The sequence below is a fragment of the Nocardioides jensenii JCM 1364 = NBRC 14755 genome (assembly GCF_001552535.1).
Lineage (GTDB): Bacteria > Actinomycetota > Actinomycetes > Propionibacteriales > Nocardioidaceae > Nocardioides > Nocardioides jensenii.
In genome coordinates this window covers 24,066-39,471 of the sequence record NZ_BCRJ01000066.1, presented here as the reverse complement: position 1 = coordinate 39,471, position 15,406 = coordinate 24,066, and the positions used below count along the sequence as shown (strand labels likewise).

The following is a 15,406-nucleotide window of genomic DNA, read 5'->3' as shown; positions in this document are numbered from 1 at the left end:
CTCAGGAGGGGACCAGTCCTCCCATGGGGGTGACCGGAGCGAGATCATTCGCTGACCGGCCGGGTCAGACCAGCTCGCCGCGCTTCCTGCCCAGGTAGGCGCGCTCGGCCGAGTTCGCGGTGGCGGCGATGGCGTCGTCGTAGGCCGCCTTCGCCTCGGCTGTCCGACCGAGCCTGCGGAGCAGGTCGGCGCGGGTGGCGTGCCACGCGTGGTAGCCGGTCAGCGGCAGCCGGTCGACCAGGGCCAGTCCGACGCTCGGGCCGTCGAGCTCTGCGACCGCGACCGCGCGGTTGAGCGTGACGATCGGCGACGAGTCGAGGTGGGCCAACTGGTCGTAGAGCGCGACCACCTGTGACCAGTCGGTGTCGGCGGCACTGGGCGCGTCCGTGTGGACGGCGTTGATCGCGGCCAGCAGCTGGTAGCGACCGGGCCGGTTGATCGCCAGGCAGCCGCGGACCAGGTCGTGGCCCTCGGCGATCAGCGCGCGGTCCCAGCCGCCCCGGTCCTGCTCGCCGAGCGGGACGAGCTGCCCGTTGCGCACCCGCGCCTCGCGCCTGGCCTCGGTGAGCAGCATCAGCGCGAGCAGGCCGGTCACCTCGGGCTCCTCGGGAAGAAGATGGCGAAGGATGCGCGCCAGCCGGATCGCCTCGCCGGTGAGCTCGCCACGCACCGGGTCGCCGTCACCGCTGGCGAGGTAGCCCTCGTTGAAGACCAGGAACAGCGCCGTGAGCACGCCGCCGAGTCGTCCGGGAAGGTCGTCGGCCTCGGGCACCCGGTAGGGCACCTTGGCGGCCGCGATCTTCTTCTTCGCCCGGGTGATCCGCTGCCCCATGGTGGTCTCGGGCACCAGGAACGCCTGCGCGATCTCGGGCACCGTCAGGCCCCCGAGGAGGCGCAGGGTCAGGGCGATCCGTGCCTCGGGCGCCAGCGCCGGGTGACAGCAGGTGAAGATGAGCCTGAGCCGGTCGTCCTCGACGAGTCCGGTGGGCGTGTGGGGTGTGTCGTCGTGTTCCATGAAGGCCGCCTGGTGCTTCGTGTCGCGCAGCTTCTCGCGGCGGAGCCGGTCGATGGCCCGGTTGCTCGCGGTGGTCGTGAGCCACCCGCCGGGGTTGGGAGGTACGCCGGCAGTGGGCCACTTCTCCAACGCGGCGACGAGCGCCTCACTCGCCGCGTCCTCGGCGATGTCGATGTCGCCGAAGCGGCGGACGAGTGAGGCGATCAGCCGGCCGTACTCTTCGCGGAAGACCCGCTCGACGGCCGCCGTACCGGGCTGCGTCACTGATCGCGCCGGCTCAGGCCAGGCCGTCGAAGGGGCGGACCTCGACCTTGCCGCGACAGGCCTTGGAGGCCTCTGCCGCGAGCTTGAGAGCCACGTCGAGGTCGGGTGCCTCGATCACCCAGAAGCCGCCGATCAGCTCCTTGGTCTCCAGATAGGGCCCGTCGGTCATCACCGGCGTCTCGCCCTGGCCGTCGACGACCGTCGCGGTCGACGCCTCCTGGAGCCCGCCGGCGAAGACCCAGTAGCCCTCGACCTTCAGCTTGTCGTTGAACCGGCCTGTCTCGGCAAACGCCTCCTCCATGGCCTCCTTGGATCCGTAGTTGCCGAACTCCTCCATCTCGGCCGGACCGTGCACGGACATCAGGTATGCGGTCATGACATTTCTCCTCGGTTGCGGGCGGTCCCGATGACCGCCGTCGACTCCACCACGAACGGGATCCCACCGATACGACAAACCTGCCACAGGAATCTGCGAACGAGCCAGAGAAAAGTTTTTTCGCACGACCTGTCGTATTCGCCGAGACCCGTTCGTGGAGAGGGCATGAGCGGGTCGCACCGGGCGGCCCGCACAAGAAATGGAGTTCGACATGTCCACCACGCAGATTCCCACCACGCAGGCCACCGGCACCGACTTCTCCGCCCGCGGTACGGCGGCGCCGCGCCAGTCCGTCTGGATGCACGGTGTCGGCGCGTCCGTCGTGGCGTCGGCCGCCACGACCGCCCTCGCGGCGATCGCCTCGGCCGCCGGGGTGTCCTTCGCCAACGGCGGCGAGAGCATCCCGCTCCTGGGTTTCACCCAGCTGACGCTGATCTTCTCGCTGATCGGCGTCGGGATGGCCGGGGTCATGGCACGCACGGCGCGTCGCCCGCGCACCACCTTCGTGCGTACGGCGGTCGTCCTGACCGTGCTGTCGTTCGTCCCCGACCTCACCTTCGGCTTCGACGCCGGCTCGGCGGTCACCCTGATCGCGCTGCACGTCGTCGCGGCCGCCATCGTTGTGCCGACCCTCACCGCTCGGCTGGCGCGGACCCGCTGACTGCGCGCCTCGCGACGCCGAGCCGACCGGGCCGTGAAGACTCGGTCGGCCCGGCGCTGGCCAGCGGTCCTGGCTTCGGACCGCTGCCTCTGCGCGTGTGCCTGCGTCAGGTGTCCGTCGGGCCGATGTAGCAGAGCATCCGGTAGTCGACCCCATCCTCGACGTTGACGAATCCGTGACGCTCGTAGAAGCGGCGGGTGTCTAGGTCGACCTCGTCGACGTTGATGTGCATCTCGGGGGACCCGTGCTCGCGCACGAGCCGGCGCGCCGCGTCGAGGAGGGTCGTCCCGAGGCCACGGTGCCGCAGGCCCGGCACGACGTACAGCTCCTCGAGTTGGGAGACCGGGCCGTCGAACCAGATCGCCGGACGCAGGGTGAGCAGGGCGAAACCGTCGGCCCCACCGACGAGCAGGGCGATCACGTCGTCGCGGGCAAGGATCCGGCCGAACCGTGCGGCCAGCACGTCGGCCGGGTCGGTCGGCGACCCGAACTCGGTGTTGAAGTCCCACAACAGGCGCCCCAGCGTCCTGGCGTCGTCCGCCGTTGCCCGCCGTACGATGCGTGCGCCGTCGGCGGGTGGGGCGACGTCCCCAGGTGTCATGGTCACATGCTGTCAGAGGGTCGCGCCGGCGACGATGAGTTTCCGGAGGCCCGCGGGTCCACACTCGCAACGCTGCATCGCTTCGAACGGGAGTCGCCGTGAAACTTCTTCTCACCTCCGCCGGGGTCAGCAACCCGAGCATCCGGGCCGCGCTGGTCGACCTGCTCGGCAAGCCGATCGAGGAAGCGACCGCCCTGTGCATCCCGACCGCCGAGTACGGCCACCCGGCGGTGGGACCAGGGGAGGGCGCCTGGCGTTTCATCAGCGGCCGGTCCCCGCTGCACATGGTCGACCTGGGGTGGCAGTCGGTGGGCGTGCTGGAGCTCACCGCGCTGTCCAGCATCGACGTCGACCGGTGGGTGCCGCTGGTGCGCGGGACGGACGTGCTGCTGGTCGCCGGCGGTGACGCGCTCTACCTGAACCACTGGATGCGGGAGTCCGGGCTGGCCGACCTCGTGCCCGAGCTGGCCGAGACGGTCTGGGTCGGTCTGAGTGCGGGGAGCATGGTGATGGCGCCGCGCATCGGGGCCGACTTCGTCGAGTGGACGGCGCCCTCCGGCGACGACACCACGCTGGGCGTCGTCGACTTCTCGATCTTCCCGCACCTCGATCACCCGGACTTGCCGGAGAACTCGATGGTCGACGCCGAGAAATGGGCAGCCGACCTCGGCGGCACGGCCTACGCGATCGACGACGCGACGGCGATCACGGTGGACGACGGCAGGGTCGAGGTCGTCTCCGAAGGCACCTGGCGACGGTTCGACGCGCCACTCGGTTAGGGAGCGTCTCCTGGTCCGTCAGGAGACGGTCGCGAGGACCAGGTCGTCGCCGCCGGCAAAGCTGCCCGTGAGGCGGGCGTCCCCAGGAAGGTCGGCCCCGACCCGGCGCGCGATCGTCAGGCTCAGGTCGCCGGCACGGATCACGGTGCGGTCCGACGACTCCTCGGCCTCGGCCACCGCATCGGTCGGCACGACGGGAAGGTCGGTCGCGCCGTTGCCTCGCACGGTGGCGGTGGGCTCGCGTCGCTCCACCGATCCGTCGCTGCGGTGCACCTCGAGCTCGGCGCCCGTGCCCCCGGTGCGGATCGTGTCGACCACGACGGCGACGAAGACCGGGTCGACGCAGGCGTCATAGATCCACCGCGTGCCGAGCACCGAGTGCTCCATCGTGCCGAGGAGGTGGGCCTCGGCGCCGGGCAGGGCGGCACCGCGGTAGGTCAGCGGGACGAAGAGGGTGGAGCCGTCGGCCGAGCCGAACAGGAAGCACTCCATGCCGACCTCACCGGCCGGGTCGTCGAACCTGAACGTGCCGACCGGACCGCGCTCGGCAACACCGTCCCACCACGGACGGCTCTCGAGCCACGGCTCCACGAGCTGGTCCTTGGTCGGGTTGATCGTCGCCTGGTGGATGATCGCCATGTCACAGGAGCGTAGTCGTCCCCTGCCTGATCAGGCAGGGGTCGAGAGAGCCTGCAGCTCATCGCGCACGGCCCGTGCGGTGACCGTCGAGTCGTAGCCGTGCGGAACCCCCTCCACGAGGATGATGTCGCCGCCGATGTTGCGCGAGCGCAGTGGAGCTATCTCGCGGTAGGCAGCCGAGTCCCACCACGCGCGTGCCTGCTCGATGCTCGGGAAGCCGATCACCACGACATGGCCGGGCCAGGCGCCCTCCATCACCTCATGCTGCGCGCCGTGAACCAGGAAGCGGCCGCCGTACGGCTCGAACGTGCCGGGGATGCGTTCGATGTAGTCGGCCGTCTGGAGGTGGGGTGCGGCCTCGTGGAGGTGGGCGATCGCGTAGGCGGGCATGGGATTCTCCGATCTCGTGCGGGTCAGGGGGCCGGGCAACCACAAGTCTGGGGCGGGCGGTGCGCGGAGTCGATGACCTCCGAGGTCATGCTCGCCGCGGCCGGGGGAGACCGTCACCGGGGCGCACGTTGTGGTTGCGCGCGAACACGTTGCCGGGGTCGTAGGCGCGCTTGACCAGCGCTAGCCGGGTGTACGTCGCGGGCGGGTAGGCCGCGGCCACGTCGGAGGCCGACGCCGAGGACTGGAAGTTGGTGTAGCTGCCCATGCCGCGCGCAGCGACCGCGTGCCACGGGAGCAGTGCCTGCGCCACGTCGTCGTCGCTGGCGGTGCCGGGCAGCACCACCATGGCGATGATCATCGCCTCCGCGTCGCGATGGGCGAACGCCGTGGCCCCGCTCATCACCCGCGAGAACGCACCACCGAGGCTGCGCAGGGCGATCATCGCCGGCGACGAGCTGCGGTGCATGCGGTCGACCGCGTCGACCACCTCGTCGTTGATGGAACGCACGAGCGTGTTGCGACCCTCGATCCGGAGACCCGGTGGCGGCGCGGTGTCCTCGAGCAGGTCGGCGTACCGGCACTCGGCGATGCTGGCCCTGAGCACCGTACCCAGCTCGAGGAGCGGCTCGATCGCGGCATTGGCCTCGGCAACCCGGTCGCCGGCGCCGCCCTCGCCCGCGTAGCAGAGCATCACCATCGCCTCGGGGATCTCGCCGGGAGCGGCCGGCGGCAGCACCAGGGTGCTGGTCATCTCCTCCGGTGCCGACCGCATCGCGTCGCGCCAGCGCACCACCAGTTCGGCGGCGTCGTCGAGCTGGTAGGTCACTGTGCCGCGGTGCACGGTGGCGACCGGCTGGGCGACGAAGTCGAAGGAGACGACGACGCCGAAGTTGCCGCCGCCACCGCGCAGAGCCCAGAAGAGATGGGGGTTCTCGGTCTCCGAGGCGGTGAGCAGGCGACCGTCGGCGGTCACCACTCGCGCGGCGACCAGGTTGTCGACGGCCAGGCCGTAGCGGCGCACCATCCACCCGAAGCCGCCGCCCAGCGTGAGACCTCCGACGCCGACCCCGGCCGTGTCACCGGACGTGATCGCCCAGCCTCTGGGGTCGAGCGCGTCGGCCACCCGGCCCCAGGTGGCACCGCCGCCGATCCGCACGAGCCGCCGATCGACATCGAGGACCTCGATGCCGTCGAGGTGGCGCAGGTCGATGACCAGGCCGCCGGTGTTCGTGCCGTGCCCGAGCAGGCTGTGGCCGCCCGAGCGGACCGAGACGGTCAGGCCGCGGCGTACGGCGTGGGCCAGTGCGGCTGCGATCTCGTCCGCGTCGCGAGGCCGGGCCACCAGTGCCGGGGAGCCGGTGCCGAACAGCACCCGCACCGCGTCGTCGTACTCCTTGTCGCCGGGTGCCACGGTCTCGGTGTTGATCACGGTGTCCTGCAGGCTCATGCTCTGCTCCCTCGTTCGTCGGAATCGGTGACACCGATCGTTCGCGAATCCCGGCGCCACCGCGTCTGCCCAGGGGCGTCTCTTCCGACTACCCGCGGGACCGGTCGCGGGGGTCGCGACTACTCCGGTCGGAGTAGGCCAGCCCTACTCCCTTTGTCGGATGCGCCGGGCTGATCCGGCCCCTAGGCTCGACGACATGCGCACAGATCGTGGATGGGCGAGGTTCTACCGCACCGGCTGGATCGTCTCGGCGATGTTCGGGATGATGGCCGCCCATCAGTGGAAGGAACACGTCGCCGAGGTGGAGAAGCGCGCCGAGGAAGCCGAACGCACGCGCGAGGAAGAGGCCCTGCGTCGGGCCGTCGAGGAGCGTCTGCGCATTGCCCGCGAGCTGCACGACTCGTTGACCCACAGCATCTCGGTGATCAAGGTGCAGGCCGGAGTGGCGACCCACCTCGCGCGCAAGAACGGCGAGGAGCCGTCGCCGGCGCTGCTGGCGATCGAGGAGGCCAGCGGCGACGCCGTCCGCGAGCTGCGCTCCACCCTCGACGTGCTGCGTCGCGACGAGGACGGCGGTGGCGGACTCGAGCGGGTGCCGACTCTGGTCGAGCGGGCCAGGTCGTCCGGGCTGCCGACCTCCTACCGGATCAGAGGCGTGGTGCGCCGGGTGCCCTCGGAGGTCGAGCGGACCGCCTACCGGGTCGTCCAGGAGGCCCTGACCAACGCCACCCGTCACGCCGGGTCGGCCCACGTCGCCGTCGAGGTCACGTACGACGAACGCTGCCTGACTGTGCGGGTCGAGGACGACGGCGTCGGCTCCCGCAAACCGCCGGTGCCCGGCTACGGCCTGGTCGGCATGCGTGAACGCGTGACCGCCCTGGGTGGCCGACTGCGGGCCGAGCCGGGCCGGGAGCGCGGGTTCACCGTGCTCGCCGAGCTCCCGGCACCAACCGCCTCGTGATCCGGGTGGTGCTGGTCGACGACCAGCCGCTGATCCGCACGGGCATCCGTGCCCTGCTCGACGCCGAGGACGACATCACCGTGGTCGGCGAGACGGAGAACGGTCGACTCGGGGTCGCCCTGGCGCAGGAGCATCGTCCCGACATCGTGCTGATGGACGTGCAGATGCCGGAGATGGACGGCATCGAGGCCACCCGCCGGATCAGCGGTGACGACGACCTTGCCGGCGTGCACGTGGTGATGCTGACCAACTACGGGCTCGACGAATACGTCTTCAACGCACTGCGCGCGGGAGCGGCCGGCTTCGTGGTCAAGGACGCGGAGCCCGACGACCTGCTGCAGGCCCTGCGGGTGACCGTCCAGGGAGACGCGCTGCTCTCGCCCGCGGTCACCAGGCGACTGATCAGCGAGTTCGTGGCCCGGCCGGCCGATGTACTCTCCGGGGTCGACCTGGATCGCCTCACGAACCGGGAGCGCGAAGTGGTCGCGCTGGTGGCACACGGGTTGAGCAACGACGAGATCGCCGAGCGCATGGTGCTCAGCCCGATGACCGCCAAGACCCACGTCAGCCGCTCGATGACCAAGATCGGTGCCAGGGACCGTGCCCAGCTGGTGGTCTTCGCCTACGAGTCGGGTCTGGTCGCGCCGCGCACCAGCTGATCCCGAGGAGGGGGCGTTCGTCCGTGGCGCCCCGGTGTGGTTGAAAGGTCAAGAGCGGGGTAGAACCTCTCCAGACCACACATCCCGAAAGGTGCTCCATGAACCTCAAGAGCTTCTCCGCCGCTGCTGCAACCGGCGTGCTCACCATCGGCCTCGTCCTCGGCGCTCCCACCTCGGCGCAGGCCGCCGTGACTGCTCGGGACGTCCCGAGCAAGGCCAACATCATCAAGTCGTTCCCGGAGCTCAGGGGCGCCGCGTTCGCAAGCGATGCGACGAGGAAGGTGGGCATCCCCGCCAGCCGCTGCGGCACCAACACGGTGCAGACCGTGCGATCGGCCCGCTCCATTGCCGGAGTCGGCACCAGCGGCAAGGTCACGGTCATCTCGGGAGTGGTCGAGTTCAAGACCCTTGCCCAGGCCAAGAGCGCCTTCAAGAAGTACAAGGCCTACGTCACCCGTTGCCAGACCTTCACGGTCAGCGGCGTGCGCGTGAGGCTGACGAGGGACGCTGCTCCCCGCATCGGCCAGGAGCGCCTGGCGATGACGGTGGTCAGCACCGTCGCCGGTACGAGGGGCTATGCCTCGTCCGTCATCATCAGGCACGGAAAGCGCATGGCGACGGTCGCGGCCAGTGACAACGGCAGGATCGCGAAGGCGCGGCTCAACGGCCTGGCCAAGGTTGCCGCCATCAAGATGAGGTGATTCACCGATGGGGTCCGCCGGTTCGGCGGGCCCCATTGTCGTGCCCGGACCTGCTGCCCGGAAGAGGCGACCGCCCGGCCAGTTCTCCGGTCAGCCGGCGTCTCCGGCCAGGAACCTGCGGCGAAGGCGTCGGTGCTGCGGTCCCGCCCGGTGCTGTGGCTCTGCTCCGCGTGACAGCGCCGGTCTGAGGAGCTGCTCGGGCATCGGCTCGAGGCGCACGGCCGAGACCGTGGCCCGGATCGGGAGGTCCTCGACGGATCCGACCGCAGACGTGACGGTGCCCGGGGTGTCGGCGTCCATGGCCAGCGTGCAGTGCGGCAGCCAGGTTCCGGGCCGGTAGTAGGGCCAGTTGCCGTGCACCCGCGCGTGGTCCTGGTCCAGGACCGCATGGACATCGCGGTGCAGGGTCACCAGATCGACCGTGGGGCTGACCGCGAGGAAGGCGGGCGCCTTGTCACTGACGAAGAAGCCGACCGCGGTCAGGTCCACGGCGAGGCCCCGCGCACGGGCGAGGACGGGTTCGAGGACCGACTCCACGTGGCCCAGGTCGGGGGCCCGGGCGATGGCGAGTGTGACGTGCGGGCGGTACTCCGGCCCATGTGACCACCGCACCGGCCTGGTGCCGTGGTCGTCGAGGGCGTCCCAGATGCGATGGACCCGCTGCTCAGCGGGGTCGTCGAGGTGGAGGAGGACGGCGAAGTGCTCAGCCGCCTGTGCGGATCGCTGGGTGGGGATCCGCACGTCCATCGTGCCGTTGTGCGCCACGAGGGAACACAATGGCACGTCCGCCGCGTTCCGGCCAGCGTCAACGCCCGACTCGTTCCGAGCGTGGTCGTCACGGGAAGCCGGCACCGCCGCGTCGGACGGGGAAGGCGCCGAGGACGCCACTGGGCGGCGCATCGTCGGGACCGCCGAAGTCCTGGCCCACGACGAACAGTGTCGGCCCTCCCGCGCGGCTGAGCGTGCACGAGAACGCGCCGCGGGCGAAGTCGACCGTGTCGAGGACCTCGCCGCCTTCACGCACCCGGCGGCAGTGCGCGTTGCCGACGTCGGCGTACCAGACCGCGCCGGTCTCATCGAGGCAGATGCCGTCGGGGTGGTCGCCGGGGGTCTCCGCCCAGACCCGCCGTCCGGACAGGGTCCCGCCCTCCCCGATGTCGTACGCCGTCAGCTGCTCGGCGTGCGACTCGGCCACGACCAGCGTGCTGCCGTCGACCGTGACCGCCATCCCGTTGGGGAAGTGGAGGTCGTCGGCCACCTCGGTGACCCGGCCGTCCCCGGTCACCAGCACCACGATGCCCGGGCGCGGTTCGCCACCGGGGAAGTCGTAGCCGATGTTGTTGACGTAGGCGTTGCCACGCCCGTCGACGACGATGTCGTTGTAGGGCGTGGAGGCGAGGTCGGCCAGGTCGGCGTACGTCGTCAGGGAGCCGTCGGCCTCGCGCCGCAACAGGGCCCGGTCCGCCGACGAGACCAGCAGCAGGGCTCCGTCCGGGAGGAAGTCGAAGCACAACGGGAACGACTCGACCTCGGCCTCGACCCGTTCGTCGCTGCCGTCGGGCTGCACGGAGGTGACGCGTCCCCGGGCCCAGTCGGAGACCCACACCCGCCCGTCCCTCCAACGGGGTGACTCCCCGAACACGATGCCTTCGACGATGGTCTCCATGGCTGCCTCCTGGTCTGGGTTGCAGTGCAGACCTGAGGACCTTCCCGGAATCATCGTGGGTCGACTGTCAGGACAGCTGCTGCCCCAGCAGGTCGATGAACTCGTCGGCCATGGCGAGGTGCCGCTCGAGCTTCTCGCGGCGCTCTCCGGCGTCGGCAAGGATGTCCACCAGTCGCGCGCGGGCCGCGTCGTGCCGATCGGCCTCGGCGGGGTCGCGAACCGTCTCGAGGTCGCGCATGGCCGCGCTCATCTCTTCGAGGGTGAACCCGAGTGGCTTCATCCGCCGGATCACCAGGATCTTCTCGACGTCGGACTCCGTGTAGAGGCGGAAGCCGCCGTCCGTGCGCCCGGAGGGCCGCAGCAGGCCGACCTCGTCCCAGTGCCGCAGGCTGCGCAGGGACAGCTCGGTGCGCGCGGCGACCTCGCCGATGTGCATCACGGCCGTGCCGCCCGCCGCAGTCGGTTCCTTGGTCACTCGTGGTCCTCCCACGTCGTCGCGAATGCCAACCCTTACGTTACGTGAGGTTAGGGTGTCGTGCTGCCAGCCTGCCACGAACGGAGCCCCCGTGAGCACCACCCTGCCCCACGCGACCGAGCCGACGGTGCGTGCCGCCCTGCGTTCACCGCGGCTGCTGCGCACCGAGGTGCTGGCCGGTCTGGTGGTGGCCCTCGCGCTGATCCCCGAGGCGATCTCGTTCTCGATCATCGCCGGTGTCGACCCACGGGTGGGACTCTTCGCCTCGTTCACGATGGCGGTGGCGATCTCGTTCCTGGGTGGCCGGCCCGCCATGATCTCGGCCGCCACCGGTGCGGTCGCCCTGGTCATCGCACCGGTGATGCGCGACCACGGCTACGACTACCTCATCGCGACCGTGCTCCTCGGCGGCCTGGTCCAGGTCGCGCTCGCGCTGGCCGGGGTGGCCAAGCTGATGCGGTTCATCCCGCGCTCGGTGATGGTCGGCTTCGTCAATGCGTTGGCCATCCTCATCTTCGAGGCCCAGATCGACCACATGATCGACGTGCCGTGGGCGGTGTATCCGATGATCGCCGTCGGCATCGCGGTGATCGTCGGCCTCCCGCGATTCAGCACGGTCATCCCGGCGCCGCTGATCGCCATCGTGGCGCTGACCGCCTTCACAGTCATGGGCGCCGTCAACGTGCCGAATGTCGGCGACCAGGGTGAGCTGCCCGACAGCCTGCCGACCTGGTTCCTGCCCGACGTCCCGCTCACCCTCGACACGCTGCAGGTGATCGCGCCGTACGCCCTGGCCATGGCTGTGGTCGGCCTCCTCGAGTCGCTGCTGACCGCGAAGCTCGTCGACGACATCACCGACACCCACTCCGACAAGACCCGCGAAGCCTGGGGACAGGGCGCCGCGAACGTGGTCACGGGCTTCTTCGGCGGCATGGGCGGCTGCGCCATGATCGGCCAGACGATGATCAACGTGAAGGTCTCCGGTGCCCGCACCCGCATCTCGACCTTCCTGGCCGGCACGTTCCTGCTGGTGCTCGTGGTCGGGTTCGGCGACGTGGTCGCGCTGATCCCGATGGCGGCCCTGGTCGCGGTCATGGTGATGGTGTCGGTGGGCACCTTCGACTGGCACAGCATCCGGCCGGCGACACTGCGCCGGATGCCCAGGTCCGAGACCAGCGTGATGGTGGCGACCGTGGTGGTCACGGTCGCGACGCACAACCTCGCGATCGGGGTCGTGGTGGGCGTGCTGGTCGCGATGACCCTGTTCGCCCGTCGGGTCGCGCACCTCACCGAGACCCACCGCGAGCTCGTCGAGGACGAGCGCGGTGTCACTGCGGTCTACCGGGTCACCGGCGAGCTGTTCTTCGCCTCGAGCAACGACCTCTACACCCAGTTTGAGTACGCCGACGATCCGCACCGCGTCGTGATCGACCTGTCCGGCTCGCACGTCTGGGACGCCTCGACGGTGGCCGCCCTCGACGCGATCACGACCAAGTACGCCCGCAAGGGGAAGACGGTCGAGATCACCGGGCTCAACGCCAACAGTGCCGAACGCCACGGACGGCTGTCGGGCGAGCTGCCCTGACGTCGGCTGACTCCGATGCCGAGGCTGCGCCACGGATCACCGGGCAGGCCCGGACTGCCTCCTGACGAGCTCCGCAACGGCGTGCCGTACGGCGGCGGCAGGGCTGGACAGCACCGGCACGGCGAGATCGGCGAGGCCGGGCTCCGCCGCGGCCATGCTGGCCTGCGCGAGAACGATGACGTCGGTCCGGTGCGCCAGCTCGCGTGCCGCGTCGACGATCAGCCGCAGGTAGGTCTCGGTGTTGCCGGCCTCGAACGCCGACCATGCGCCGTCGACGAGCGCCAGCTCGATCGAGGGAGACGTGCCCGCGGCTGACGCCTCCTCCTCGAGCAATGATCTGGTCGGTTCCAGGGTGGACTCGACGGCCGCGATCACGCCGACCCGGGGACCGCACGCCACCGCCGTACGCGCCATCGGTCGGTCCACGCGAGTCACCGGCACGTCGTCCGAGAAGCGTTCGGCGAGGTCGCCGATGGTGGAGCAGGTGCACACGATGACCCGGGCTCCGGCGTCCCGCAGCTGATGCACTCTTGCCGACACGTCGGCCGCGACCGAGTCCACTCCGTCGCGACGCGCCCGCTCCAGCAGTGACTCGTCGACGAGGTGCGTGGTCTCGGTGTCTGCCGAAGCCTGACGGGTGAGTCTGTCGAAGGTCTCGACGTGCACCGGCGACGTGTGCAGGAACCCGATCACGAACGGCCAGCCTCGCCGGGCAGGAGCGAGCCCAGCATCAGGGACAGGGCCTCCGACTGCGCCCGCGCGCCGAGCCAGCCCCCCGAGCTGACCGCGTGGAGGGCGAGTCCGTCGACGAGGGCGAGAGCAACGTGGGCTGCCCGTCTGCACTGCGTGGCTGAGGCGCCCTCGCCCCAGCCGAGCTTGAACGCCTCGGTCAGCTCCCGGTGGATCTCGGTGAGCACGGTGCGTTGGATCACCGCGAGGTCAGGCGAGTTCGCGGCGGCTGCGGAGAAGGCGACCTGGATCCGCGCCTCGACCTTGCGTTGTCCGTCGATGGGGAGCAGCTCCCGCAGGACCCGAGAGAGGTTGTCGCGGACGTCGTCCCCGAGGGGCACCGCCTCGATTCGACGCCGGATCCCCTGTGCCACCTCGGTGAACGCGGCCGCGAGCATCTGGTCCTTGGTCGGGAAGTAGTGCTGCACGGTGCCGATCGAGACCCCGGCGGCCGTGGCGACCTGGCGCACGCTGACCTGGTCGAAACCCTGCTCGGCGACGATCCCGAGCAGCGCGTCGATCAGCACCGCGCTTCTCGTCGTCCCCGTTGACTTCTTGACCATGAGTGGCATCATACAGTCGTATGAAACCATACGACTGTATTAACCTTCCTCGCGGACTGGTCGTCGGGACGGTCCTGGCCCTGGGACTCACCTGGGGCCTCCATGCACTGACCGGTGGAGGCCTTCTCTCGCCGGTGATCCAGAGCGTCGTCTACCTGGCCCTGCTGGTGATCACTGCCCGCAGCCGACGGGCCAAGGTGCTGATCGTGCGCACCGTCCAGCGGTGGACGGTCAATCCGCTGATGCGCCTGTGCCTCGCCATCGGCATCAACCCGCTCGGGCTGGCCATCCTCGAGACGACCGGGCGTACGTCGGGCAGGTTGCGGCGGGTGCCCGTCGGCAACGGCCGCCAGGGCCACGACTTCTGGATCATCGCCGAGCACGGGTCGCGGGCCGGCTACGTCCGCAACATCTCGCAGGACCCTCGGGTCCGTGTTCGGTTGCGGGTCGGCTGGCGCTACCGATGGGTGCCCGGAATCGCGACGATCCTGCCGGACGACGACCCGCTGGCCAGGCAGCGCCGCGTCATCGCCTGGCACCCCCTGCGCGCCTACAACGCGATGAACGTGCGGGTGCTGGGCGCCGACCTGCTCACCGTGCACGTGCGGCTGTTCCTGGACGGTGCCCCCGGACCGGAGCCCCAGACGTCGCCCCAGTCGCCGCCGGAACGGGTCAGCCTGGCCCGTTCGGATGGGTGAGGTCATAGGCGCGAGCGACCTTCTGGGGCACGACCATGCGCCATGCGTCGACGACGAGCTCGCGGGCCTCGGTCGGGTCGAGCTCGGCGAGGTGGGCGTGCACCCAGTTGAAGCGCAGGTCCGACTCGGAGGGCAGGGAGAACTTGTGCGGCTCACCGCCGACCAGTCCGTCCCGCTCCTCCTTGGGGAACGCGAAGCCCATCACGGTCTCGTCGAGCGAGAAGCCGACATAGACGATCTGCTTGACCCGGAACTTGAGCCGTCCGCGCACGTGGACCGGGTAGGAGCGCTCCAGCTCGGTGCCCAGTGCCCGCACATCCTCGATCACTGCCATGCTCGACTCCTCGGTCAGACGTGATCGGCGATCTGCCGCAGCAGGCGTCGTACGCCGAGCGCGTGGCCGCGGGAGCCGATCACCGCAGAGCGATACGCGAACCCGTGCGGGCCGGGGAAGTCGGCGTACGTGACGGCGCAGAGCTCCGTGCCGTTCGTCGTGGCGTTGACGCGGAAGTCGAGCGCATAGGTCGAGAAGCGGTGCCCACCCTGGAGGCTGAGCAGTCGCGACGGCACCCGCTCGGCGACCGCGAATCCCGACGCGGGCTCGAGCCCCAGCACTGTGGAGAGCAGGCCGCGCCGCGGTCCGTGCAGTCGCACGGCAAAGTCTTCGACCGCGGACCACACCGCCTCCGGTGTGGCGTCGATGTTGAGCCGGTGCTCATCGACGTACGCCGGTCGGTCCAGGCCCTCGGCGCCACGGCGGAAACCGTCGTTCTCGGTCGCGATCGCCGTGCGCAGCGTCGGCCCCAACAGCACGGCGAGCACTCCGGCGCCGGTCCCGGAGAGTTCGACGGTGAGCAGGTTGCGGCAGCCGCCCTCGACGGGTTCGATCTGGTGTCCGCCGGTGACCACCACGCCGTTGCGCCGGGTCTCCCAGAAGAACCGGCGCAGTGGGTCGAGCTCGGTGACCGTCCACGTCGCAGGTGGGAGTCGGGGCTGCTTGATGCGGGCGGTCGAGCCGACGCCGAACGGTCCTGTCTCGAGCCGGGTCACCGACGTCATGGTCGGGGTCAGCCGTGGCCAACCCTCGACGTCTTCGGTCAGCGCCCAGACCCGCTCGGGTGGCGCGGCGATGAAGAGCTCGTCGTGGATCCCCACGCCTGACATCAAACCTCAGGCCGCCGAGCATGACCAGCGCAT

At 70.3% G+C, this 15,406-nt stretch carries 20 protein-coding genes; 7 read left to right on the top strand and 13 right to left on the bottom strand.

Annotated features, from left to right (window positions below):
* Positions 1-64: 64 nt before the first annotated feature.
* On the bottom strand, positions 65-1,279 hold the full coding sequence (locus tag NJ4_RS14725; protein WP_067436589.1) for an RNA polymerase sigma factor: 1,215 nt from the start codon (positions 1,277-1,279) through the stop codon (positions 65-67).
* Between the two features lie 13 nt (positions 1,280-1,292).
* On the bottom strand, positions 1,293-1,655 hold the full coding sequence (locus NJ4_RS14720) for a YciI family protein (RefSeq protein ID WP_067436586.1): 363 nt from the start codon (positions 1,653-1,655) through the stop codon (positions 1,293-1,295).
* Between the two features lie 211 nt (positions 1,656-1,866).
* On the opposite strand from NJ4_RS14720, the gene NJ4_RS14715 reads away from it, so the two are divergent.
* Complete coding sequence (locus NJ4_RS14715; protein WP_217996878.1) at positions 1,867-2,316, top strand: DUF6069 family protein; 450 nt, start codon at positions 1,867-1,869, stop codon at positions 2,314-2,316.
* 106 nt (positions 2,317-2,422) lie between these two features.
* On the opposite strand, the gene NJ4_RS14710 is transcribed toward NJ4_RS14715, so the two are convergent.
* On the bottom strand, positions 2,423-2,917 hold the full coding sequence (locus NJ4_RS14710; protein ID WP_067436652.1) for a GNAT family N-acetyltransferase: 495 nt from the start codon (positions 2,915-2,917) through the stop codon (positions 2,423-2,425).
* Between the two features lie 98 nt (positions 2,918-3,015).
* Between NJ4_RS14710 and NJ4_RS14705 the strand changes: the two genes are divergently transcribed.
* The gene (locus NJ4_RS14705) at positions 3,016-3,696 is read left to right on the top strand and encodes a Type 1 glutamine amidotransferase-like domain-containing protein (protein ID WP_067436583.1); all 681 of its coding nucleotides are present in this window, start codon (positions 3,016-3,018) and stop codon (positions 3,694-3,696) included.
* Positions 3,697-3,714: 18 nt separating this feature from the next.
* Here the strand turns inward: NJ4_RS14705 and NJ4_RS14700 are convergent, their stop codons facing one another.
* The 3 genes from NJ4_RS14700 to NJ4_RS14690 all read right to left on the bottom strand — a co-directional run bounded on the left by NJ4_RS14700 (position 3,715) and on the right by NJ4_RS14690 (position 6,172).
* Positions 3,715-4,335: a CG0192-related protein gene (locus NJ4_RS14700; protein ID WP_067436580.1), complete on the bottom strand. Its 621-nt coding sequence runs from the start codon at positions 4,333-4,335 to the stop codon at positions 3,715-3,717.
* Positions 4,336-4,365: 30 nt separating this feature from the next.
* Positions 4,366-4,725: a DUF1330 domain-containing protein gene (locus NJ4_RS14695; protein WP_067436577.1), complete on the bottom strand. Its 360-nt coding sequence runs from the start codon at positions 4,723-4,725 to the stop codon at positions 4,366-4,368.
* 85 nt (positions 4,726-4,810) lie between these two features.
* Positions 4,811-6,172: an FAD-binding oxidoreductase gene (locus NJ4_RS14690; protein WP_067436574.1), complete on the bottom strand. Its 1,362-nt coding sequence runs from the start codon at positions 6,170-6,172 to the stop codon at positions 4,811-4,813.
* A gap of 196 nt (positions 6,173-6,368) precedes the next feature.
* Here NJ4_RS14690 and NJ4_RS14685 point away from each other — a divergent pair, with 196 nt between their 5' ends.
* The 3 genes from NJ4_RS14685 (at position 6,369) to NJ4_RS14675 (ending at position 8,493) form a co-directional block, all read left to right on the top strand.
* On the top strand, positions 6,369-7,133 hold the full coding sequence (locus NJ4_RS14685; RefSeq protein WP_067436571.1) for a sensor histidine kinase: 765 nt from the start codon (positions 6,369-6,371) through the stop codon (positions 7,131-7,133).
* Complete coding sequence (locus NJ4_RS14680; protein WP_067436568.1) at positions 7,130-7,792, top strand: response regulator; 663 nt, start codon at positions 7,130-7,132, stop codon at positions 7,790-7,792. The genes NJ4_RS14685 and NJ4_RS14680 overlap by 4 nt, the downstream gene beginning before the upstream one ends.
* Positions 7,793-7,890: 98 nt before the next feature.
* Positions 7,891-8,493 carry a hypothetical protein gene (locus NJ4_RS14675; RefSeq protein ID WP_067436564.1) on the top strand — a complete coding sequence of 201 codons (603 nt, stop codon included), beginning with the start codon at positions 7,891-7,893 and terminating at the stop codon, positions 8,491-8,493.
* Positions 8,494-8,583: 90 nt separating this feature from the next.
* Here NJ4_RS14675 and NJ4_RS14670 read toward each other — a convergent pair whose 3' ends face one another.
* The 3 genes from NJ4_RS14670 to NJ4_RS14660 all read right to left on the bottom strand — a co-directional run bounded on the left by NJ4_RS14670 (position 8,584) and on the right by NJ4_RS14660 (position 10,634).
* Complete coding sequence (locus tag NJ4_RS14670) at positions 8,584-9,258, bottom strand: 2'-5' RNA ligase family protein (protein ID WP_067436561.1); 675 nt, start codon at positions 9,256-9,258, stop codon at positions 8,584-8,586.
* 70 nt (positions 9,259-9,328) lie between these two features.
* Entirely contained in the window at positions 9,329-10,159 is an 831-nt protein-coding gene (locus NJ4_RS14665; protein ID WP_067436558.1) for an SMP-30/gluconolactonase/LRE family protein, read from the bottom strand.
* 67 nt (positions 10,160-10,226) lie between these two features.
* Positions 10,227-10,634, bottom strand: a complete 408-nt coding sequence (locus NJ4_RS14660; RefSeq protein WP_217996877.1) for a MerR family transcriptional regulator — start codon at positions 10,632-10,634, stop codon at positions 10,227-10,229.
* A gap of 91 nt (positions 10,635-10,725) precedes the next feature.
* Between NJ4_RS14660 and NJ4_RS14655 the strand changes: the two genes are divergently transcribed.
* Positions 10,726-12,219, top strand: coding sequence for a SulP family inorganic anion transporter (locus NJ4_RS14655; RefSeq protein ID WP_067436555.1), 1,494 nt, complete (start codon positions 10,726-10,728; stop codon positions 12,217-12,219).
* A gap of 36 nt (positions 12,220-12,255) precedes the next feature.
* Here the strand turns inward: NJ4_RS14655 and NJ4_RS14650 are convergent, their stop codons facing one another.
* Both NJ4_RS14650 and NJ4_RS14645 read right to left on the bottom strand, forming a co-directional pair.
* Positions 12,256-12,912, bottom strand: coding sequence for an aspartate/glutamate racemase family protein (locus NJ4_RS14650; RefSeq protein WP_157551146.1), 657 nt, complete (start codon positions 12,910-12,912; stop codon positions 12,256-12,258).
* Positions 12,909-13,511 carry a TetR/AcrR family transcriptional regulator gene (locus tag NJ4_RS14645; RefSeq protein WP_169799272.1) on the bottom strand — a complete coding sequence of 201 codons (603 nt, stop codon included), beginning with the start codon at positions 13,509-13,511 and terminating at the stop codon, positions 12,909-12,911. The genes NJ4_RS14650 and NJ4_RS14645 overlap by 4 nt, the downstream gene beginning before the upstream one ends.
* Positions 13,512-13,531: 20 nt before the next feature.
* Here NJ4_RS14645 and NJ4_RS14640 point away from each other — a divergent pair, with 20 nt between their 5' ends.
* On the top strand, positions 13,532-14,209 hold the full coding sequence (locus tag NJ4_RS14640) for a nitroreductase/quinone reductase family protein (protein WP_217996876.1): 678 nt from the start codon (positions 13,532-13,534) through the stop codon (positions 14,207-14,209).
* Here the strand turns inward: NJ4_RS14640 and NJ4_RS14635 are convergent.
* Positions 14,184-14,543 (bottom strand): MmcQ/YjbR family DNA-binding protein, encoded by a 360-nt coding sequence (locus tag NJ4_RS14635; RefSeq protein WP_067436548.1) that lies wholly within the window; start codon positions 14,541-14,543, stop codon positions 14,184-14,186. The genes NJ4_RS14640 and NJ4_RS14635 overlap by 26 nt on opposite strands.
* Positions 14,544-14,557: 14 nt before the next feature.
* The gene (locus tag NJ4_RS14630; RefSeq protein ID WP_082748661.1) at positions 14,558-15,373 is read right to left on the bottom strand and encodes an SRPBCC family protein; all 816 of its coding nucleotides are present in this window, start codon (positions 15,371-15,373) and stop codon (positions 14,558-14,560) included.
* Positions 15,374-15,406 lie beyond the last annotated feature (33 nt).